Here is a 20,743-nt window from a genome sequence, read left to right as displayed (position 1 = left end):
GTGCTGGGCAGCAAGAATTTCTTCCCGCAGGTGGGCATAGAGGAGGAGGTCGGCGAAGTAATGTCGGCCTTCCTGGCTCAGTATTTCCTCGGCGGCATCGACCGTGAGCTGCCCGGCGAAGTCATCGTCAACGTCATCAACGAAGATTTCCCGGCGCTGGTCGACGCCATTGAAGAGCTGCGCGGCGTCGAGATGGTTATCAGCCATCGTGTGCGCGGCACCCGGGCGCGCTGGCAGCAAATGGCGGTCACCAATGCCGAGCAGGCACTGACCGCGCGGCTGGCCAACCGTCAGCACGTTGCGTCGCGATTCGAAGCGTTGGCCAGAGTGCTGGGTCTTGAAGACCCGCCGATGCGCCTGGAATGCTACGACATCAGCCATTCCAGCGGTGAGGCGACCGTAGCGTCTTGCGTGGTGTTCGGCCCCGAAGGCCCGATCAAGTCCGATTACCGGCGCTTCAATATCGAAGGCGTGACTGCGGGTGATGACTACGCAGCCATGCACCAGGCGTTGACGAGACGCTACAGCCGCATCAAGGCCGGGGAGGGCAAGTTGCCGGATGTGCTGCTGGTGGACGGCGGCAAGGGGCAGATGTCCATGGCCCGTGATGTACTCAATGAGTTACAGGTTCCTGAGCTTATCCTGCTCGGTGTTGCCAAGGGCACTACGCGCAAGGCCGGTTTCGAGACCTTGTACCTGAACGACGCCGCTCATGAGTTCACGCTGCCCGGCGATTCTCCTGCGCTGCACCTCATCCAGCAGATTCGCGACGAGGCTCACCGCTTCGCGATCACCGGTCACCGCGCACGACGTGGCAAGACTCGACGCACCTCGACGCTTGAGGGTGTTGCAGGAGTCGGACCGACCCGGCGTCGTGACCTGCTCAAGCATTTCGGCGGATTACAGGAATTGTCCCGTGCCAGCATCGATGAAATCGCAAAAGCACCCGGAATCAGTAAAAAGCTCGCAGAGTCGATTTATGCAAACCTGCACAGCGAGTAGAATGCTCGCTCACCTCGTAGCCAGTTGTGCCGATGAATATCCCTAATCTGATCACCGTACTACGCGTTTTACTGATTCCGATCTTCATTTTGCTGTTCTACATGCCTTATCACTGGAGCTACATGGCGGCCAGTGCAGTCTTTGCGTTCGCTGCGGCGACCGACTGGCTCGACGGGTATCTGGCCCGCCGTCTTGAACAAAGCACGCCCTTTGGCGCCTTTCTCGATCCGGTAGCAGACAAGTTGATGGTGGCCGTGGCATTGGTGCTGCTGGTTCAGGCGCATGCCAATCTATGGCTGACGCTGCCGGCAGCGGTGATCATCGGCCGTGAAATCGTAATCTCTGCGCTGCGCGAATGGATGGCGGAAATCGGCGCGCGTGCCCAGGTCGCCGTTTCCAATATGGGAAAATGGAAGACCGCAGCGCAAATGCTCGCGCTGGTCATTCTTCTCGGCAACCCGCCTGCGATCACCGTCTGGGTCGTTCTCGGCTATGCATTGCTGCTTGTTGCAGCGGGCCTGACCTTGTGGTCGATGGTTCAATACCTGAGAGCCGCATGGCCGCACCTCAAGACGACTGCAGAAAAAAAATAAGTTTTTGAATCAAGGGCTTGACGCCGCTATCTGAACGGCTAGAATAGCGCCCGTCATCAAGACAATGCGGGAATAGCTCAGTTGGTAGAGCACGACCTTGCCAAGGTCGGGGTCGCGAGTTCGAGTCTCGTTTCCCGCTCCAGTATTCAGAAAAAAAGCCACTCAGATGAGTGGCTTTTTTTTGCCTTAAATATGTGTCTGTACTCATGTTGGCAGGCTATTTTGGCAGATTGATACCTCTCACGAAGAACCGAATCCGACCAGCATTGGCCGCTGTCGGATGACCTGAACGGGCAGAATTCGTGGCAGCAACGGGCTACGCCCAAAGGTACGCCACATCCCGCCCAAGGGGATCAGCCCGCCATCTGTTCGATCAGCAGCACCAGCGCGATGATGATCATCGCAGCCCCCGAGAAACGGCTGACCCATTGAGCGGCGTCAGGGCGCGCTCCAAGAATGACTTGCGAACCAAGTCCCACCAGCAGGTAAACCAGGCCGCAACTGACAGTGTGCACGAGTCCGAGTGCAATCATCTGTATCGGCACCGGCCAGGGAGCGGTAGCGTCGGCGAATTGAGGCAAGAGCGCCAGAAACAGCAGGAACACTTTCGGATTCATCCCGCTCACGCACAGCCCTTTGAACGCCCAGTTTTTCCATGAGCCTGGTTCCCGGGTCTCATCGGCATTGGCCGTGGCTGGACGGGTGAGCATGTTAACGCCCAGCCAAAGCAGATAACCTGCCCCAGCCACCGTAAGGGTTGACAAGAATACAGGGTGGTTGGCGACCAGCGTGCCAACTCCACCGGCAACAATCAGCGTTGCGAGTAAATGGCCGGATAACAGTCCGCCGACGGCGGGTAGGAGAACTCGATGTTTCAAGCCCGCTGAGATCGCGTAGGCCCAATCGGCTCCAGGGGTGATGATGAACAGCATCGACACTGCCCAGAATGCAACGAAAACACTAAGTGTCATGGCGCTCCTCGTTCCTTTGATCAAATGCGCCCCTGCATCGTTGTGATTGGAGCGTGGCGATAAATGACAAGAGGAAGAATAGTGAAAAGTTGTTAGAATTTACTTTCAAATATATCCGCCAGGACGTCTGGGGTTGGGAGAATCGTTTGCATGGACAGGATTGATCGAAAGATTCTTGCGCAGTTACAAAATGATGGTCGGCTGTCGGTCACCGAATTGGCTGAGCGTGTGGGTCTGAGCCTTTCTCCATGCCATCGGCGAGTCCGGGCATTGGAGGAATCAGGCGTATTACTGGGCTATCGTGCCCAGCTTGATCCCGCAGCCCTCGGCCTGAACTTTTCCGCCATGGTGTTTGCAACGCTTCGCGAGGGCGACCGGCAAGCGGTCGAAGCTTTCGAAACGGCGCTTGTCGAAATACCGCAAGTGGTCGATGCCCAGCGTCTTTTTGGCGAGCCCGACTACCTGTTGCACGTGATCACGCAGGATCTGCCGGCCTTCCAGAGGCTTTACGATGAATGCCTTTCGACGTTACCCAATGTGCAACGGTGACCTCGACTCTTGTCATGAAACGGGTCGTTCAGGACAGGCCACTTCCCTTGTGATGCCAGGCCGCATGTTAAAGTCCGAAGTGATCGCTGATGGCCGCATCTGCCTGCCATTACGGTCCCACCTCGTCGACGACATTCGTTTGCTTTCAGTCGAGTGCCCGAATGGTTTCAACCATGAGCGAGCGCACCCAGCGGTGCCCTGCATCACTGTGCGTCCTTTCATGCCAGACCAGGGTTTTCCTGAAGCCTGGAATTTCAACAGGCGGCTCCAGTGACCGCAGCCCGACTTGGTGTACCGCTAATCGACGCGGGACGACAGCAATCAGGTCGCTGCACATCAGAATCTCAGGGAGTACCAGAAAGCTGATGACCGACACTGTGACTCGCCGTGATCGCCCAAGTTTTTCCAGTGCCTCGTCCGTAACCCCGTGAAAACCGCCCCCGGCTGGTGAGACCAATACGTGGTCCAAAGCGCAGAATCGATCCAGTGAAAGCTCGCTATTCATGGCATCTGGATGTTCAGAGCGCATGACGCACACGTAACTTTCATCAAAGAGGGCTATCGCATGCAGTCCTGGGGTGACTGCTTCAGGGGTCACCAATGCGAGATCGATTTCACCCAAGTCCAGCTGATTCTGAAGTTTTTGATGATCGACGGGTTGCACGCTGACCCGAATATTTGGCGCTTGTACCCTTAAGGCGCTCAGAAAGGGCACGGCTGCGGCGCGCAGTGCATAGTCGGTCGAAGCAATTCGGATCGTCATGCTCGCTGTCAGCGGATCAAAGTTCTGCGGTTGAAGCATGCCTTCAATATTGGCCAGCAATTGCTTGACCGGCATTGCAAGTTGCTCGGCGCGTAACGTCGGCACAATACCCCGCTGGGCTCGTACGAAAAGTGGATCGTCGAAGCTTTCTCGAAGCCTGTTAAGCATGCCGCTCACAGCAGGCTGGGTGAGCGAGAGGCGATTCGCGGCCCGCGTCACACTACGTTCATCAAGTAATGCATCCAGTGCTTTGAGCAGGTTGAGATCGAGCGCTCTGATATCAGGATTCATGATGCTCTGAATAAAATAGTACGATTGGTCTTATTTCTAATCTACACCCATCATGGCGTCAATTCATCAACCGAGCGCTGTATGTCATGAACGAGATCATTTGGCCCGAAGGCTACCTTCCAGGATTTACCGAGAACTTTGTCTCTAATGAAATCATCATCGCGGGTTTGAGTGCCGCGCAGATCTGGCCGCTGCTCAGCCAGGCGCACAAGTGGCCCTCTTACTACGCCAACTCGGCAAACGTTCAGTTTCATGATCACACCGGGCCCGATCTGCGAGACGGTGCGTATTTCTACTTCGAAACATTCGGTTTCCCGGTCGAGGCCCAATGCAATGAGTACGTGCCTCCAACCCCAACTTCCCCGGGCCGGATGGCATGGCATGGGTGGGCAGGTGAGGGGGACACGCGGCTGGATGTTCACCACGCCTGGCTGATTGAAGATCTTTGCGGCGGACGCGTGCGCATCCTCACGCAGGAAACACAAAAAGGTAAGCCTGCCGAGGATCTGGCCAAGGCAAAACCCAACCCGATGATCAACGGTCATCAGGACTGGCTGGACGGCCTGGTGAGCGCAGCACGCTTATCCTCTCAGGTATAGGACCTGTTTCTGATGGCTGGTAAGAAATGGAGCACGCTGTTGATTGATCGCTACCTGATTGCCGGTATCTGCATGGGTCTGGATGACGCCGCATGCTTACGTCTAAAGAGATTGTTGATGTTCACTCGTGCAATCGCTCACTTCTATTCAAGAGCCATGACATCAACAGCCCTGGAATCAGGAAGCCTAACGAGACCAGAACCCCGTGAAGTATGTGCGAGAGAGGTTCATCGAGAGTGGCAACGAACTTCATGGGCGAAGCGATTGGGGATAGCTGCAAGAACAAGACAACCAGCACAACACAAGGCCAAATCAAGCTCACACCGCGTCGCGCGCTTAGCCGCCATGCATAGGCCGCCAGCACGGCAGAAAAAGCTCCTTCGAGAATCCAGGAAACAGTCCCCAGCTTACCCCATAGACCATAACCGTAATGCTCAACCGAATGGGGATACAGTGCTAGATCGGTGTTGTGCATAGGCCAATCAGCGATGAAGTGAGAGAAGGCTGCCAGCGCTGCCACGATTGCCACGGGTCTATGCTTCAAGAAAATCAGTCCCCACACAACTGACCAGAATACAGCGGCAAGCAGCGAGTGATCCCAATCGATAAAGGTCAAATCGAAGAACAGGTACGGCCCGCTGTTTAAATTGGGGGTGACAGTGTTGAAGCCGAGGATGATGAAAACTCCATCCAGTAGATCCAAAAAGCCAACGCCCATCATGATGGGCATCGCAGGGATCTTGGGACAGTGAGCCTTGATTGCGAGGCCGATGGCGAAGTGACCGACGTACATGATGTGTTCCTGCTTCTGATATGCCTGTCCTCTACAGGCTAGATGCTTCTGATACTATCCGGGCCTTCCACACAAGATTGTCGGGTTTTGGCAATGTCGGAATTATCTCCTCAGGCCGTATCTCCATCTTTCCCCCTGCCACTGGAGGTGGACGCGATTTTGCTCAAGGCCTCGCGGGTCAGGACGTTGGTAAAATCTGAGGCAGTGTTCCCTCAGGGCTCTGAACCGTTGGGAATGTTTCGGGTGCTTCATGGCACCTTGGGCGTCAATAGCCTGGGTGCTAATGGGCGCCAACTCTTTCTTACCCAATTGGCGTCTGGAGATTGGTTCGGCGAAGTACCACTTTTAGATGGCTTGCCGAGAACGTATGACGTTCGAGCAGCCTCGCAGGCGACTATTGCAGTTCTTCCCGCAAGCGCGTTCTGGCAGATCATTGAGACTCGACCAGATGTTCTCCTGGCCATAACTCGCTTGGTCTGTGGCAGATTTCGAATGGCACTCGATTGGGCTGGAAGCGCGATGCTTAATCCCTTACCTGTCCGGTTGGCGAACCGACTCGCTTCATTAATCAAACTTTCAGGTGTCGAAGACGGCCTCTGCCTGAAGGTCAGCCAAGAAAAAACTGCGCAACAGCTTGGTGTTTCTCGTCAGAGCGTCAACCGCCAGCTGAAAATTTGGGAGGCGGAAGGCTTATTGGTTGTTCGATACAGCGCCGTCACAATTCTTGATCTACGAAAACTCAGAGAGATAGCAGGCGGCGCGTAAGTATCCAGTTCCCCACGCTACAAGGGAGGTTGACTGATCCAGGCAGCGTCAGCGCTATGGCAATAAGCGGCCACCCGCATTTGAATAGCTGCTGATGACAAAGCAGGGTGAGGACTACTATTTGTCAGAAATGATGAAGATAGACGTCAACGCCAAGACGCAATCATCTGTTTATCAGATTCTGCTCCATGGGCGCTTACCTATCTGGCGTCCAGTCAATGAGCGATATCCCGATGCGATACTGAATGCTGTTAGCACTCTGCTGCCGGAGATTGAATCACGAAAGCTCTACCATTTTGCGATAGGCATGGGAGGGCTGTCCCGATTTGCTTTGGACACTCCACTAACCAGGCTCAACGATTGACCACCGCTTTTCGGCCTGAGGTGCCAACGAAATGCCCTCTCTTCGAGGGCACATCGCCTTAGACGATGACATGAGGAAGGTATATTGCCTGGACAGTTACAGGCGTTCGACTCACTGCTTATAGTGCTGCTCGAACACGGCAACTTGTGCGGGTGTAATGAGTTGAAAGGGCACCCAGACTTCAGCGTCCACGGGTTCGCCTTTGATCATTTTTATCGCCGATTGCAGCGCTATGGTTGCCTGGGCCTTTGGGTCCTGAAACACCGAGGCTGCGAGCATTCCACGCTTGATTGCCGCCAGCCCGTCCGGCAAACCGTCAATCCCCACAATCGCCACGTCCCCCTTTGCCTTGCCAGCTTGCTGCAGTGCCATGGCTGCGCCGATAGCCATCTCGTCGTTGTTGGCCACGATGGCATCGAAGGATCTGCCCGCCAGCAACCAGTTACTGGTCAGGTCCATGCCTTTATTGCGCTGCCATTCGGCCGATTGCTGTTCGACGATGCTTATTCCGGGATAGTCCTTGAGCACCTGTTTGACTCCTTCGCTGCGGTCGTGCGTGGCGTTTTGTGCCAGGTCGCCCATGATGAGCGCAATAGTGCCTTTGCCTCCCATCTTTTCTGCCAGATAGCGCATCTGCAGTTGCCCTGCCTCAATGTCGTTGGAGGCTACTGTCGTAACGCCTTTGGGCAACACGCGCTCATCCGGGTGACGGTTGACGTAGACCAGTGGCATCTTCGCTTCTACTGCGGCGCGGGTCATATTCGCCGTGGCCGCGGTGTCTACCGGCAAGACGATGACTGCATCCACTTTCTGGCTCAGAAAACCCTGGACCTGATTGATCTGGCGGACCACATCGCCTTGAGCGTCCTCGAACTGGAGCTGGACGTTCTCTTTTCTGGCAGCGTCTTCCAGGCCACTGCGCACATAGGTCATGAAGTTATCGTCGACCCTGGCGATCGTGACGCCAATGCGATAGCTGGCAGTAGCCCATTGGCTGGAGGCCAGTAACAGCGTGGCGATAAGCAGTTTGCAAAGGGGCATGACAGGTTTCCTTTTGTTGTTATGAGTAAACGCTCGTCAGATAAACCGCGCAAATCCAGCGCTTCTCAAGAACGAGTGCGCCAGATGCATTTTCAATCCAGCGTGAATGCCTTTTTGAAGCGTTCGAGCGCCGCTTCACTGTCGCCGCTGGCCCAGCCCTCAAGCCCTACGACGCCGGTGTAGCCCATGTCAAACAGGGCTTTGGCGATCGCCGGGTAATGAATTTCACCCGTACCAGGCTCCTGGCGGCCAGGGACATCCGCGACCTGAATTTCTCCGATGGCGCTGCCGGATCGCTGGATGAGTTCGATCAGGTTTCCTTCACCGATCTGCGCGTGGTACAGGTCCAGGTTCATCTTCAGGTGCGGACTGCCCACGGCTTCTATCAGCGCCAGTGTGTCTTCGGCGCGGGCGAACGGCGTGCCGGGGTGATCCACGTGGGTGTTCAGGTTCTCCAGCAAGAACACCCGGCCAGCTTCCTCGCCAAGGCGGGCGAGTTTTTCCAGCGTTTTGCAGGCGCTCAACCACATGCGTCCGGTGACGCGGGCCACAGGCTTGACCGGCAAACCCTTGTCGTTCAGGCCCGTGCCATGCAGGTTCAGGCTCGGGCAATCGAGACGGGCCGCAACCGCCAGTGATTCGCGAGCGCTGTCGAGCAGGTGCCCGATTGCGTCGGTATCGGTCAGGTTGCCATGGGTGTAGCCGGTCATGGAGGTGAAATCGGCACCTGTGGCCGCCAGGGCTCCTATGTCCTTGTTGGTCCAGCCCCATATCTCGGCGCTGAAGCCCAGTGCGTGGATACGCCTGACACGCTCTGTAAACGGCAAATCCAGAAACACCATCTCGGCGCTGACCGCTAATGTGAACGGTATGAAACTCATGCGCCGACTCCTCGCGACACCATCACCGGCGTGCCTTGCTGGAACGATTCGATGCAGGCGCGGGCAATGGCCAGTGCCGCTCGTGCGTCTTCGCCGCTGGCCATGGGTTTCGCTCCGCTACGCAGGCACTCGACAAAATGATTGAGTTCAGCAATGTAGGCATCTCGCAGCAGATCGGTGTCCAGTCGCCGGGTGTCGGTTTGTATGCCGTCGGCCAGATAGCGGATCAGGTCAGAGTCATTGACGTTGCCCATTGTCAGCATGCCGGCGCTGCCGAAGACCTCTCCCCGGACATCGTGACCGTAGACTGCTTGAAAACTGGCTTCGGCGGTAGCAATGGCACCGTTGTCGAAACGGATCACCACCACTGCGGTGTCCAGAAATCCAGTGTGCTTGTGGTCCGGGGCAATCAGCGCATCGGCCATGACAAATACGCTGACTGCCTCGGCCCCAGGGTTCAGGTAACGCAGGGTATCGAAGTCGTGAATCAGGGTTTCGAGAAAGATCACCCATTGCGGTGAGGCAGACGGGTTGTTCAACGCAGGGTCGCGTGTTATCGAGCGCAACAGTTGCGGTGTACCTATGCGTCCCTCGACCACGTTCAGATGGGCTGTGCGAAAGCTTCTGGCGAAGCGCCGGTTGAAACCGACCTGCAAGGGCACGCGCGCATCGGCGGCGGCAGCGATGGCGCGGTCGGCTTCTTCCAGCGTAATCGCCATGGGTTTTTCGCAAAAGATACCCTTGCCGGCACGGGCCGCGCCGATGACCAGTTCCGCATGGCTGCGCGCGGGCGCTGCAATCAGCACGCCGTCTATGTCGGGATCATCCAGCAATTGCCGAGGGTCGTTGTACACCCGATCCACCCCCAGTTCTGCGGCCAGACGTGAGGCCTGGCCGGGGGTTGGGTCAGCAATGGCCGCAAGGCAGGCACCGGGAATGTGATGGGCGGCCGTCTGAGCGTGGAAACTGCCCATACGGCCTGCGCCGATCAGACCCAGGCGGATGATTTTTTTGCTCATGAAATAACCCCTTTTTAATTGTTGTTCGATTATTGCCCAGCCGTCAGATGCCGGGCACAGGTATAGAGCAAGGCCTGTGCCATAAAATAAATGATTGATATATAAGGAAATTTTAAGAAAATCCGATCCCTGAGTGTTCATTTAAATGACATGTCTATACTGACATGTTGAAAATATGAACACGGATAACCGTTATGCCCCTGCATTCGATGACCTTCAACGTGCAAGACCTCGACTACCTCGCAGCACTGGGGACTGTGGCGCTTAACAACGGTCCTGTACCCGAACTGGAACAGACCTGGCGAGCGCGTCTGGATGGACTTGTCGAGCGTCCCGCGACGGTCAGGAAAGTCATATGGGATTCGTGGAGCCGCAGCATCGCAGGCGGTGTGGACCCTGCAGACAGCGAATACCGGTTCGTCGACCCTCAGACGCTCGCGGCGACCCTGGCGGCCAATCGGGTACTGATTGCTGCAGCCGCTCAGGTCATGCATGGCTTGCTTGCCTATAACCCGAGAGGCCATATCAACCTCACCGACGCCGAGGGCACCACTCTGTATTTCTGCGGGCTGGATCTGACACCGGTAGGCACCCGCTTGCTGGAAGCGGTGCAGGGCACTAATTGCACAGGGCTGGCGCTGGCTGAGGATTCTCTGATGTATGTGCTGGCTGAAGAAAATTTCGGCACAAGCCTGCGTCAGCGACGGATGCATTGTGCAGCGGCACCCATTCGCAATGCCCAAGGTCAGACCCTGGCAATGCTGACCCTGACCGCCGAGCCTGGCTGGTTCCATTTTCACACCCTGGGCACTGTTCAGGCGGCAGCCGAGGCCGTCTCACGGCAAATGGCGTTACAGACGTTGCTGGAAGAACAGCAAACCGTGCTTGAAGTGCTCAACGAAGGCTTGGTGGTGCTGGACGAACGAGGCTGTATCAAGGCGCTTAATCGCTATGCCCGGCAGCTTTTTCGAGTCGGGCTGGACTTGCTGGGCAGCCCGTTCCAGCGCTTGGGGCACAGCGAATTGAACGAACAGATTCTGACGCGCATTGGCGAGGGACTGCGGGACCTGGACTGCACGTTCGAGCTGCATGATTTCAGCCAGTTGTCCTGTCTGGTTTCGGTATGTCCGTTGGAGCAGGGCGGGCGTGTGGTGTCGTTGCGAGAGAACCGTCGTATTCGGGAAATCACTCGGCGGATTGTCGGCACTCAGGCCCGCTATACGTTCGAGACCATTCAGGGCAGTTCCCGGGCCATTGAAGATGCATTGCACCTGGGAAGGATCGCCAGTCGCAGCGACTCCACCACGTTGATCCTGGGTGAGAGCGGCACTGGCAAGGAGTTGTTCGCCCAGGCAATCCACAATGCCAGTGACCGCAGGGGCGGACCTTTTGTGGCCGTCAATTGCGGCGCGATCCCCAGAGAGCTGGTGCAAAGCGAGTTGTTCGGCCATGTCGAGGGCGCATTCACGGGGTCGGCTCGAGGTGGCTCCGCGGGCAAGTTCGAGCTGGCCGATGGCGGCACTATCTTTCTCGATGAGATAGGCGACATGTCATTCGATGCTCAGGTCAGCCTGCTGCGGGTATTGCAGGAGGGAGAGGTGACACGCGTCGGGGCGAAAAACTCGCGGCAGGTGGATGTGCGCATCATTGCAGCCACTCACCGTAACCTGAGTCAGGCGGTGGCCGAGGGCGCCTTCCGCGAAGACCTGTATTACCGGCTCAACGTGCTCAACCTCACCGTGCCTCCGCTGCGTATGCGTCGTGAAGATATTTCGCTGCTGGCCCAGCATTTTCTTGATCGTTGTGCCCGGTCATTGCGCAAGCCAGTGCAGGGGTTTTCCGCGCAGGCGCTGGAATTTCTGGCTGCCTATGGCTGGCCGGGCAATGTACGAGAGCTGGAAAACACCATTGAACGTGCGACCAACCTGGCCATGGGCGAGTTTATCCAGCCAGGCGATTTACCCCTTGAAATCAGACAGCGTACCGGCCCCGCTGCAGCCACCCGGTTGCCAGCGCCCTTGGCGGCTCAGGACCTTGGCACCCACGAAATGCACGCGATCATTGCGGCGCTCGAAAACACACGAGGCAACATCCGCCTTGCTGCCCGACAGCTGAACGTCTCCCGGGGCGGGCTGTACAACAAGATGAGTCGGTTTGGTTTGAGCGCCGGGGATTTTCGAGGGCTCTGACCCGGTCAGGCGGTGGCATTCTCCGAGGTCACGATGTGTAGCGGGACATGTACCCGATGCCTGATCGGATCGAATATTTCCGTGGTCTGCAGCTCGACCAGCAGGTCCATCAGTGCCTCGGCAATCTGACGTGGCTGGGAATCGATTACTGCATCAACCAGCCCCCGCGCGAGTGCAAGGCGCGACAATTCGGTGGACTCCTGCACGATGCAGCACAGCGGCGGACGCCTGGGCAGTTGCGACAGCGCGTTGATGATTCCATCGCCACCGCCGCCCACCACGCACAGCCCGCGCAGATCGTCATGGCGGGCCAGCAGGTCGAGGCTCGCTTCTTCGGTGATGTCACAGTTGTCGAGGTTGATCAACGGCTCCAGTGGCCGTAAACCCGGTGCATGTTCGGCCAGGTAACTGTGCAGCCCCTCGACCCGTGCCTGATGGCCAAGAAAACGATGGCCACCGAGCAAGATGCCGATACTGCCTTCGCGTGCGCCGCAGGTGCGGGCCAGCAGCCATCCCATGGTGCGTCCGACCTGATAATTGTTCTGGCCGACATAGGGCTCATCGGCTTTCTCATGAATGTCTGAAAGCAGCGCTATCACCGGTACACCGGCCTGACGAATCTGCTCAAGGGCAGCGTTGATCTGCGGGTGGGCGAAGCTGACGACTGCGAGGCCGTCGCATTGCACTGCCAGATGCTCGAGCTGGGTAACGATAGCGCCTGGGCTGCGATCAAAGACATAGTCGAACTGGCAGGTCAGATTGGCGGCGACACGGCGCTGCGCTGCGTCGGCAATAGCGTGAGCGAGGTTGGCGTAGAACGCTTGGGCAGTGCCCAGCAGCAGTATGCCGAATCGGTAGGTGGGGCGTCGCTCCTGAATGCGTTGTCCAATCAGACGCGCTGCGAAATAACCCACCGCCTCTGCGGCCTTGAGCACTTGCTCCGCAGTGGCGGGGTTGACCGGGGCGCGGGCGTTCAGGACGCGATCGACAGTGGCGACACTCAAGCCCGCCTGCGCGGCAACGGTCGCGATGGTGGGGCGCTTGTTGTTATTCATGGTGAGCCCTTGATGCGTCTTGATAGAAAACTATCAAGCCCCGCAGATACTGGATGATAGCTTGATAGGGAATGTATTCAAGGCCTTGAGAGGGGTGAGTACGCTCTCTATATTTTCTGACGCAAGGTTCCTGAAAACCCCACACTTGCGGAGAACAATAACAATGCCTCAAGACAATACAGCCTGTCAGCGCGACTATCGCCTGACCGGCCCCGAAGCTGCGCGCGCAGCGGAAAAAGGCCTGGTATCTGCCGATTGGTACCAGTCGCCCATCCCCCGCCAACGCATGAAACAACTGATGCAGCGCCGTGACGCTCCTGCATTGCTCGACACTGCTATCTGGCTGCTGGCGCTGCTGGTGACCGGTTTTGGCGGCTACTGGTTCTGGGGCTCCTGGGCCTGTGTACCGTTTTTTCTGGCCTACGGTGTGCTCTATGCCACGGCATCCAACCCGCGCTGGCACGAGACTGGCCACGGCACCGCCTTCAAAACCCGATGGATGAATGACGGGTTGTATCAGGTGGCCAGCTTTATGTGCATGTTCGAGCCCCATGTGTGGCGCTGGAGCCATGCGCGGCACCACACCGACACTATCGTGGTTGGCCGTGATCCGGAGATCGTCGAGCCGCGGCCACCGAGTCTGGTGATGATGCTCTTGAGCCTGTTTCAGATTCCCTTGGTGATCAAAACACTCGGTGGTGTGTGTCGGCATGCTGTCGGCCACATGAGCGAGCAGGAGAAGGATTTCATTCCGGTAACCGAATGGCCCAAGGTGTTTCTTGCCGCGCGTATCTGGATCGTGATTTATGCCGGAGTCGTTGGCGCTGCACTTTATCTGCAGAGCTGGCTGCCCCTGATGTACGTGGGTTTACCTACGCTGTACGGCGGCTGGCTGTCTTACCTGTTCGGCCTTACCCAGCATGTAGGACTGGCAGAAGACGTGCTCGACCATCGCAGCAACTGCCGCACCATCTATATGAACCGGGTACTGCGCTTTCTGTACATGAACATGAACTACCACCTTGAACACCATATGTATCCAATGGTGCCCTACCATGCGCTGGCGCAACTGCATGAAGAGATTCGCCACGACTGCCCGCCGCCGTACGCCAATATGAGTGAAGCGTTCAAGGAGATCATTCCAACTCTGCTCAGGCAACGTCGCGACCCGAGCTATTTCATCAAGCGCCCTGTGGCAAATGGTTCAGCACCCGCCACTGCACACCCACAGGCTGAAGCCACACTCGGCTGACACCTTCCGATTGTTCCCGAACGAGAGAGAGCGCCATGAACAATCCATGGATTGATGTATGCGCCGTGGGCGACATACAGGAAGAAGACGTCATTCGCTTCGACCACGGCCCGCACACCTATGCCGTTTACCGTTCCGCCGACAACGAGTTTTTCGCCACGGCGGGCCTGTGCACCCATGAAAGGATTCACCTGGCCGACGGTCTGGTGATGGACCACGTCATCGAATGCCCCAAGCATAACGGTCGCTTCGACTATCGCAACGGCAAAGCCCTCGGGGCACCTGTCTGCGTCAACCTGAAGACCTTTGCCGTGCGCATAGAGGACGGCCGGGTTTTGCTTGCGGTCAGTGAATGAATGCCAGGAGTTACATGCCATGAATGCTCCACTTGTTATCGTTGGCGCGGGCCATGCCGGTGGCCGTGCGGCGTTGACCTTGCGCGAACAGGGTTACGACGGCCGGCTGATACTGATCGGCGACGAGCCGCACCTGCCATATGAGCGGCCGCCGTTGTCCAAGGGCGTGCTGCAGGGGACTGTGGAACTGAGCGGTTGCAGCCTGTGCGAGGAATCCGGACTTGCCGGGCTTGGCATCGAACATCTGGCGGGCAATCCGGTAATGCGTCTGGAGCCACAGCATCATCGTCTGCAACTGGCTAGTGGCGAGCGCTTGCCTTATGGCAGATTATTGTTGGCGACCGGAGGCAGGGCGCGTCGCTTGTCACAGATACCCGGGCACCTGAGCAATGTTTTCTACCTGCGCACTCACGATGAGGCGTTGGCGCTGCGTGGTGCCTTGATCCACGGTGCACGGCTGGTGATCATCGGTGCCGGCTTTATCGGCCTTGAAGTTGCAGCAACGGCGAGGGCCCTGGGTTGCCAGGTGACGTTGCTGGAAGCCGGACCTCGATTGGCCGGGCGGGTCCTGCCTGAGGAGGTATCCCGGGACCTTCTGGCATTGCACCGGCAGCACGGCGTCGATGTGCGGCTGAATGTGGTGCTCGAAGGCGTGCAAGGCAGTCAGCGAGCCGAGTCGGTGCAGTTGGTCGACGGTCAGAGAGTGCCTTGCGACGTGCTGGTGGTCGGAATTGGCATGCAGCCTAACAGTGAGCTTGCAGCAGCGGCCGGCCTCGAGGTGGGGCAGGGGATACGTGTTGACACTATGCTGCGCACCAGTGCCCCGGACATCTTTGCCGCCGGGGATGTGTGTGAGTTTCGGTTATGCCCGGACGGGGCCTACCAGCGTCAGGAAACCTGGCGTAACGCCGAAGCACAGGGGCGCCACGCCGCGTTGAATCTACTGGGGCACGAGCTTGCATTCGAGGGCGTTCCCGGCTTCTGGTCTGATCAGTATGACCAGAGCGTGCAGACCGTTGGCGTCATTGCACACACCCCGCCTTCAGCCAGCCGCAGCCTGGCGTGCGGTGGGCGGCTGCTGTTCTACCTTGATGCGGATCAGCGCCTGCGAGGTGCCTGTGGCCTGGCACTGGGCAATAGTGTTGCCAGGGATATAAAGCTGTGTGAGCGATTGATCGCTGCCAACACTCCGCTGAGCCTTGCAGCGCTCAACGACCCCGAGTGCTCGCTTAAACAACTGCTGAGGTCATGACATGGCTCGGTTTCTGGTATTTCAGTCGCTGTGGGCCATGCAGGATCATCGCGGCCAATGCGATCTTTCCATCGAAGCGCAGCTGGACAGGATCGCCGCCGCCGGCTTCGACGGGATCACCGACCATTACTCGCAGGCACCCGCTGTCGCCTGCCTGCATGCGGCGGCAAAGGCGCGCGGTTTGCAGATTGAAGGGCAGTTGTTTCCGCAGACGGTGGACGATCTTGCCAGAGCGCTCGACATCGCTTGCCGCTACGGTTGCCATCACCTCACCCTGCAGGCGGATGTGCGGCCGCGTAAGCTTGCTCAGGCGATGACCCTGGTCGAGGGCTGGCAGCGTCTCGCCGAGCAGGTGGATTTTCCGATTCTGCTGGAAACCCATCGATACCGCCTCACCAGTGATCTGTTATTTACCCTCGATCTGCTGGCACAGATGCCTGATCTCAAGCTATTGGCCGACCTGTCTCATTACGTGGTGGGGCGTGAGTTGCCAGAGTCCGCTGCAGCCGAAGACGACGAGCAGATTCACAATATCCTGCGCCACAGTTGGGGGTTTCACGGCCGCGTAGCCGATGGCGAACACGTTCAGGTGCCTCTGAGCTTTGCCCGGCATCGACCCTGGCTTGAACGGTTTTTGGGCTGGTGGCGTTATGGGATCGAGGATTGGCTGGCCCGGCCTCATAAACCGGCAAGCCTGTCTTTCACTTGCGAATTGGGCCCACCCCCGTATGCAATAACAGGACGTGACGGACGCGATATTTCAGATCGCTGGAGCGAAGCACTGTGGCTCAAAGCACTGATTCGCGAGGTCTGGAACGATTGCCTGGAGAAGCATGAACATCGTGCATGAGCCGTTCCAGGGCTTGGACACGCGTCCTCACGGCCTTTTACTTCCTTTAGGCCCGTCACTTGTCTGCTGATGAAGCAATGCACACGATTCGCTTCGCTGGCAGGTACCTCACCGGCTATCACTGCCAGAAGCTGACTACCCAAACCCTTCAAAAGTATACCGGTGTGTACATTTTAGATTGACGAGCAGTCGACATCGGTCTAAAACTATACACGCCGGTACAGTTCTGATTGCTGAATGCACTGCAGGCAAATGCACAGAGCTGTTCGGCAGCGCCTTTCAGAGCAGTCTGATGGTGAACCATTGAATGCCGTGCAATGCGGTATGGCCGGGCGTGCATAGCCCGCACCAGGAAAAAGAGAACGCCTTAATACAAACAATGCTGCTCAAGCGCGCTGCCTGTAAGCGTGCCTGATGGATGGTGAGCGTTTGAAATGTCAATGACCGGATCGAGTGGGAGAATTCTGCATGCGCGACGTTGAACAGATGAAGTGGGCCGGGCTTTTGTTACTGGGTTTTCTGGTCACGGGGTGTGCCAGTCACGACCCGTCGCCTTATTCAGGTATTGAGTCCTCGCTTGAGATGCGCCCCAACGAGCAGGACGGCACAGGACGCATACCGTTTAAATACACTGCCGCACCCAACTGGAACAAATACGATCAGATCATGCTTGAACCCGTGGTGATTTACTCGGGGGCGGATGCTCAGTTTTCAGGTCTGGAACGCACAGACAGAATAACCCTGGCCAACGATATGACGGTCAAGTTCTCAGAGGCGTTAGGCAGGCACTTTCGATTCACGGCGACGCCCGGGCGTGGGACGTTGAGGATTCGTCTCACACTGACAGGGGCCGAAACCACGGTAGCCGGGCTGTCTACGTTCTCCAGATTCGACATCGGCATGGGTTCCTACAACCTGGTTCAGGCTGCGCGCGACCGTAAGGGTACGTTTACCGGGTCTGTCAGTTACGCCGTCGAGATCTACGATGCGTCCACCTCGCAACTGCTGGAGTCCTATGTCACCCGGCAGTATCCAAAGGTCTATGACATCAGCTCGACCTTCGGACGTCTGTCGGCGGCGCAGGCAGGTATCTCAAGAGGGGCGGATGAGCTGGTTGACGTGCTGCTTTCCAGATAGATCATTGTCGGGGCTTCAGACCTGCTGACCGGGGCTTCCGGTCAGCAGGACATGCGACGATTAAAAATGATATTTATGAATGATAATAAATATAAAGATCAGAAATAATAATATTAGCTTATGACCAAATAGAATTATATTTTCGAAATTGATTCCGTTATGTTTGGTTTCAACAGCCTACCCCTTACCTCGGATGGTACCAGTCTTGATCGAGATTCTGTGTCTCGTGCCGCCAGCCCGCGCAGCATGACAGGGGCCATGTAGCACTGAGCCCCAAAGCAGAATCGTTGGAAGGGAGTTCGACGTATGTTGCCTGTTCAATCCTGCCATTGGCTTCATCTCTTTCGCTCTGTCGTTGACAGGCGTGTCGCAATACCTCCGCGCTCGACCGTTTTCCACCCCATGCCCCGTCCTCGCCGCTGAGTGCCGGACCCGGTCCGCAGATTTCTCTGCGCGTCGGTAATCACTTTTAAAACGTGCAGGCCACGCTGTCACCCCGACCGCCGGGATGCACGACTTCGCGATCTGGAGGGGTGGCTGGGATGACGGCCATTTCTGGAGTGGATATGAAACAAGCCTTACAACGTGTCCGTATCTCGACTGCTGTGCTGGGCTACTGCCCTTTGACGTTGGCGATAGGGGGCGTGTTGCTGTCAGGGACGATAAAGGCCGAGGAAAAAACAGCCGGGGATGACCCGCGTACCTTGTCCACCGTGGTAGTCACCGGTAATCGTGGTGCCGAGCAACGTACCGTGACCAGCAGCCCGGTGCCGATCGATGTGGTCAGCGCCAGACAATTACAGAGCACCGGCAAGCCCGGCCTGATGGAAGCGTTGAGCGCAGTGATTCCATCGCTGAGCCTGCCGGAAAAGACTGGCTGGGACGCCAGCGGTATCGCCCGTGCGCCGAACCTGCGTGGCCTCAGCGCCGCCGAAGTGCTGGTGCTGGTCAACGGCAAGCGCCGGCATACCAGTGCCACCCTGAACATCAACGGCATTAACACCGGGGCTGCTCCGGCTGACCTGGACCTGATCCCCACAAGTGCCATCGACCATGTTGAAGTGCTGCGTGACGGTGCGGCGGCCCAATACGGCTCCGATGCCATCGCCGGGGTCATCAACGTCATCCTCAAGGCCGACATCAACGGCACGTCGGTGACCAATGCCGGGCTTGGTTATGACGGCAAGAAGCAGACCGTGCAGCAAAGCCTCAACAAGGGTTTCGAAATCGGCGACGGGGGCATAGTGCAAATGGCGCTGGACGCCCGCAGCCAGAACGACGACAACAAGGCCAGCGCCAACGGTTACAGTTATGAGCAGGCCTACGACCTGGCAGGCAAGTCCACGTATGGCGGCTACGGCACGCCGAAGACCAATCTCCTGACCCTGGGTTACAACGCCGAACTGCCGATTCACGACAGCTTCAGTCTGTATTCCTTCACCACGTACTCACGGCGCAAGGCTGAGCAGGGGCAGAATTTTCGCCTGCCGACCATCACCAATACCATCACCACCGGACCTAATGGTTACCCGGCGGGGTACACGCCGACCTGGTACATCGACGAAGACGATTTTCAGGCTGCATTCGGGGGCAAAGGCACACTTGGTGAGTGGGCCTGGGATCTGTCCAGCACCTATGGACGCAACGAGGCAGAGCAGGGCACCACGCACAATCAGAACCCGTCACTTGGTGAGGCCACGCCCAACAGCTTCACTTCCGGCACGTGGATATCCACTGAGCTGACCACCAACCTGGACTTCAAGCGCAGCTTCGATATAGGCCTGCAAAAGCCTCTCGATCTGTCCTACGGCTTCGAACACCGGCGCGACACGTATGAGGTGCAGGCCGGTGACTACGAGTCCTATGCCAACGGTGGCTACTGCGTTGCACCCGGCAATTGCGCCTCGTCAGGGGCGCAGGTCACCAACGGTATCTCGCCCGAGGAACAAAGCAGCGCCTCGCGTAACAGTGTCGCCAGTTATATCGACGCAGGCTTCAACCCTGTGCCTGACTGGTATGTCGGCAGCGCATTTCGCTATGAACATTACAACCAGGGCGTGGGCGCAACGCGCAGCGGCAAGCTGACTACACGCTACGACTTCACGCCACAATTTGCCGTCCGTGCGACCGTCAGCAACGGCTTCCGTGCGCCGTCCCTGGCCAACAGCCTGTTCAGTGCGCGCTCGACCACCTACGGCGTGGTGGACGGCGTTTATCAGTCGATCAACTACGGCGTATTGCCAACCGGTTCCGGTGCTGCGAAAGCGTTGGGGGCCGAAAACCTCAAGCCGGAGCGCTCCACCAACTTCAGCCTCGGCTTCACGCTGACGCCTACCGATCGCCTGAACCTGACGGCCGATGCCTATGTGATCAATCTGCGTGACCGCATCACCCTGACCGGCACCCTGCTGGGCGACGAGGTCACTCAGGTGCTGCTCAACAATGGTATCGATTCGACCTCGGGCGGCCAGTACTTCATCAACGGTGCTGACACCCGCACCAAGGGCCTGGACCTGGTCAGCAACTACAGCCAGGACCTGGGCCAGTATGGCTCGGTGAAGTGGACGGCAGCGTTCAACTGGAACCAGACAAAAATTCTCGGCTACAAGGAGTCCACCGCAATCCTCGGTACCTCCTATGAGTTGATGGACCGCGAGGCGCGCAACCTCATCACCGGCGTGCAGCCACGCACCAAGCTGATTCTGGGCGGCGACTGGAGTCTTGAGCGCCTCAACCTGAACCTGACGCTGACCCGTTATGGCTCTTACAAGGAGGTCAATGCCTCGGCCGATCGTGATCTGGATCGAGTCTACGCAGCCAAATGGATCACTGATCTGGACCTTGGCTACACCCTCAGCAAAAACCTCGACGTTGCCGTCGGCGCCAAGAACCTGTTCGACATCTATCCGAAAAAGCAGGGGGTTCCCAGCAGCACCATGGTCAGCAGTTACGGCACCTATTCGCCCTACGGTTTCACCGGTGGCTACTACTACACCCGGCTGACTTACGCCTTCTAAGGCC

Annotated in this window: 17 protein-coding genes, 1 tRNA gene and 2 pseudogenes; 13 read left to right on the top strand and 7 right to left on the bottom strand. The window is 57.6% G+C overall.

Annotation, left to right across the window (positions count from 1 at the left end):
- From ALO80_RS08020 to ALO80_RS08010, 3 genes are all read left to right on the top strand, one after another.
- Positions 1 to 1,002: excinuclease ABC subunit UvrC (locus ALO80_RS08020; protein WP_083493188.1), on the top strand; the 1,002-nt coding region annotated here is incomplete at its 5' end.
- Between the two features lie 32 nt (positions 1,003 to 1,034).
- Entirely contained in the window at positions 1,035 to 1,595 is a 561-nt protein-coding gene (pgsA, locus tag ALO80_RS08015) for a CDP-diacylglycerol--glycerol-3-phosphate 3-phosphatidyltransferase (RefSeq protein WP_054987485.1), read from the top strand.
- Between the two features lie 66 nt (positions 1,596 to 1,661).
- Positions 1,662 to 1,737 (top strand) — tRNA-Gly (locus ALO80_RS08010).
- A gap of 211 nt (positions 1,738 to 1,948) precedes the next feature.
- Here ALO80_RS08010 and ALO80_RS08005 read toward each other — a convergent pair.
- Positions 1,949 to 2,566, bottom strand: coding sequence for a LysE family translocator (locus ALO80_RS08005; protein ID WP_055008584.1), 618 nt, complete (start codon positions 2,564 to 2,566; stop codon positions 1,949 to 1,951).
- Positions 2,567 to 2,716: 150 nt separating this feature from the next.
- Between ALO80_RS08005 and ALO80_RS08000 the strand changes: the two are divergent.
- Positions 2,717 to 3,168: pseudogene (locus ALO80_RS08000) on the top strand (Lrp/AsnC family transcriptional regulator).
- A gap of 92 nt (positions 3,169 to 3,260) precedes the next feature.
- Here the strand turns inward: ALO80_RS08000 and ALO80_RS07995 are convergent.
- Positions 3,261 to 4,169, bottom strand: a complete 909-nt coding sequence (locus ALO80_RS07995; protein ID WP_055008583.1) for a LysR family transcriptional regulator — start codon at positions 4,167 to 4,169, stop codon at positions 3,261 to 3,263.
- Between the two features lie 86 nt (positions 4,170 to 4,255).
- On the opposite strand from ALO80_RS07995, the gene ALO80_RS07990 reads away from it, so the two are divergent.
- Entirely contained in the window at positions 4,256 to 4,768 is a 513-nt protein-coding gene (locus ALO80_RS07990) for an SRPBCC family protein (protein ID WP_055008582.1), read from the top strand.
- Positions 4,769 to 4,889: 121 nt separating this feature from the next.
- On the opposite strand, the gene ALO80_RS07985 is transcribed toward ALO80_RS07990, so the two are convergent.
- Entirely contained in the window at positions 4,890 to 5,561 is a 672-nt protein-coding gene (locus tag ALO80_RS07985; protein WP_055008581.1) for a hypothetical protein, read from the bottom strand.
- 93 nt (positions 5,562 to 5,654) lie between these two features.
- Here ALO80_RS07985 and ALO80_RS07980 point away from each other — a divergent pair, with 93 nt between their 5' ends.
- Positions 5,655 to 6,326, top strand: a complete 672-nt coding sequence (locus ALO80_RS07980; protein ID WP_159420662.1) for a Crp/Fnr family transcriptional regulator — start codon at positions 5,655 to 5,657, stop codon at positions 6,324 to 6,326.
- 475 nt (positions 6,327 to 6,801) lie between these two features.
- Here ALO80_RS07980 and ALO80_RS07970 read toward each other — a convergent pair whose 3' ends face one another.
- The 3 genes from ALO80_RS07970 to ALO80_RS07960 form a co-directional block, all read right to left on the bottom strand.
- Positions 6,802 to 7,731 (bottom strand): sugar ABC transporter substrate-binding protein, encoded by a 930-nt coding sequence (locus ALO80_RS07970; protein WP_055008578.1) that lies wholly within the window; start codon positions 7,729 to 7,731, stop codon positions 6,802 to 6,804.
- A gap of 92 nt (positions 7,732 to 7,823) precedes the next feature.
- A complete protein-coding gene (locus tag ALO80_RS07965; protein WP_055008577.1) occupies positions 7,824 to 8,612 on the bottom strand; it encodes a TIM barrel protein in 789 nt (262 codons plus the stop codon).
- Positions 8,609 to 9,631, bottom strand: coding sequence for a Gfo/Idh/MocA family oxidoreductase (locus ALO80_RS07960; RefSeq protein ID WP_055008576.1), 1,023 nt, complete (start codon positions 9,629 to 9,631; stop codon positions 8,609 to 8,611). Before ALO80_RS07960 ends, ALO80_RS07965 begins: the two co-directional genes overlap by 4 nt.
- 194 nt (positions 9,632 to 9,825) lie before the next feature.
- On the opposite strand from ALO80_RS07960, the gene ALO80_RS07955 reads away from it, so the two are divergent.
- Positions 9,826 to 11,820, top strand: a complete 1,995-nt coding sequence (locus ALO80_RS07955; RefSeq protein ID WP_055008575.1) for a sigma-54 interaction domain-containing protein — start codon at positions 9,826 to 9,828, stop codon at positions 11,818 to 11,820.
- 5 nt (positions 11,821 to 11,825) lie between these two features.
- Here ALO80_RS07955 and ALO80_RS07950 read toward each other — a convergent pair.
- Positions 11,826 to 12,889: pseudogene (locus tag ALO80_RS07950) on the bottom strand (LacI family DNA-binding transcriptional regulator).
- A gap of 149 nt (positions 12,890 to 13,038) precedes the next feature.
- Here ALO80_RS07950 and ALO80_RS07945 point away from each other — a divergent pair.
- The 6 genes from ALO80_RS07945 (at position 13,039) to ALO80_RS07920 (ending at position 20,739) form a co-directional block, all read left to right on the top strand.
- Positions 13,039 to 14,127: a fatty acid desaturase family protein gene (locus tag ALO80_RS07945; RefSeq protein ID WP_055008573.1), complete on the top strand. Its 1,089-nt coding sequence runs from the start codon at positions 13,039 to 13,041 to the stop codon at positions 14,125 to 14,127.
- 35 nt (positions 14,128 to 14,162) lie between these two features.
- A complete protein-coding gene (locus ALO80_RS07940) occupies positions 14,163 to 14,483 on the top strand; it encodes a MocE family 2Fe-2S type ferredoxin (protein ID WP_054987476.1) in 321 nt (106 codons plus the stop codon).
- A gap of 19 nt (positions 14,484 to 14,502) precedes the next feature.
- Positions 14,503 to 15,735 (top strand): NAD(P)/FAD-dependent oxidoreductase, encoded by a 1,233-nt coding sequence (locus ALO80_RS07935; RefSeq protein ID WP_055008572.1) that lies wholly within the window; start codon positions 14,503 to 14,505, stop codon positions 15,733 to 15,735.
- 1 nt (position 15,736) lies between these two features.
- Positions 15,737 to 16,585: a sugar phosphate isomerase/epimerase family protein gene (locus ALO80_RS07930; RefSeq protein WP_055008571.1), complete on the top strand. Its 849-nt coding sequence runs from the start codon at positions 15,737 to 15,739 to the stop codon at positions 16,583 to 16,585.
- Between the two features lie 468 nt (positions 16,586 to 17,053).
- Entirely contained in the window at positions 17,054 to 17,722 is a 669-nt protein-coding gene (locus ALO80_RS07925) for a DUF3313 domain-containing protein (RefSeq protein WP_055008570.1), read from the top strand.
- Positions 17,723 to 18,288: 566 nt separating this feature from the next.
- Positions 18,289 to 20,739, top strand: coding sequence for a TonB-dependent receptor plug domain-containing protein (locus ALO80_RS07920; protein ID WP_055008569.1), 2,451 nt, complete (start codon positions 18,289 to 18,291; stop codon positions 20,737 to 20,739).
- The last annotated feature ends 4 nt before the right edge of the window (positions 20,740 to 20,743 follow it).

Source organism: Pseudomonas caricapapayae (genome assembly GCF_001400735.1).
GTDB lineage: Bacteria > Pseudomonadota > Gammaproteobacteria > Pseudomonadales > Pseudomonadaceae > Aquipseudomonas > Aquipseudomonas caricapapayae.
Note: the sequence above shows the minus strand (reverse complement) of the source record. Positions and strands in the feature narration are given on the sequence as shown.

Coding starts and splice junctions, on each gene's coding strand:
- pgsA (WP_054987485.1), top strand. CDS start 1,035: ATGAATATCCCTAATCTGATCACCGTACTACGCGTTTTACTGATTCCG.
- ALO80_RS08005 (WP_055008584.1), bottom strand. CDS start 2,566: ATGACACTTAGTGTTTTCGTTGCATTCTGGGCAGTGTCGATGCTGTTC.
- ALO80_RS07995 (WP_055008583.1), bottom strand. CDS start 4,169: ATGAATCCTGATATCAGAGCGCTCGATCTCAACCTGCTCAAAGCACTG.
- ALO80_RS07990 (WP_055008582.1), top strand. CDS start 4,256: ATGAACGAGATCATTTGGCCCGAAGGCTACCTTCCAGGATTTACCGAG.
- ALO80_RS07985 (WP_055008581.1), bottom strand. CDS start 5,561: ATGTACGTCGGTCACTTCGCCATCGGCCTCGCAATCAAGGCTCACTGT.
- ALO80_RS07980 (WP_159420662.1), top strand. CDS start 5,655: ATGTCGGAATTATCTCCTCAGGCCGTATCTCCATCTTTCCCCCTGCCA.
- ALO80_RS07970 (WP_055008578.1), bottom strand. CDS start 7,731: ATGCCCCTTTGCAAACTGCTTATCGCCACGCTGTTACTGGCCTCCAGC.
- ALO80_RS07965 (WP_055008577.1), bottom strand. CDS start 8,612: ATGAGTTTCATACCGTTCACATTAGCGGTCAGCGCCGAGATGGTGTTT.
- ALO80_RS07960 (WP_055008576.1), bottom strand. CDS start 9,631: ATGAGCAAAAAAATCATCCGCCTGGGTCTGATCGGCGCAGGCCGTATG.
- ALO80_RS07955 (WP_055008575.1), top strand. CDS start 9,826: ATGCCCCTGCATTCGATGACCTTCAACGTGCAAGACCTCGACTACCTC.
- ALO80_RS07945 (WP_055008573.1), top strand. CDS start 13,039: ATGCCTCAAGACAATACAGCCTGTCAGCGCGACTATCGCCTGACCGGC.
- ALO80_RS07940 (WP_054987476.1), top strand. CDS start 14,163: ATGAACAATCCATGGATTGATGTATGCGCCGTGGGCGACATACAGGAA.
- ALO80_RS07935 (WP_055008572.1), top strand. CDS start 14,503: ATGAATGCTCCACTTGTTATCGTTGGCGCGGGCCATGCCGGTGGCCGT.
- ALO80_RS07930 (WP_055008571.1), top strand. CDS start 15,737: ATGGCTCGGTTTCTGGTATTTCAGTCGCTGTGGGCCATGCAGGATCAT.
- ALO80_RS07925 (WP_055008570.1), top strand. CDS start 17,054: ATGCGCGACGTTGAACAGATGAAGTGGGCCGGGCTTTTGTTACTGGGT.
- ALO80_RS07920 (WP_055008569.1), top strand. CDS start 18,289: ATGAAACAAGCCTTACAACGTGTCCGTATCTCGACTGCTGTGCTGGGC.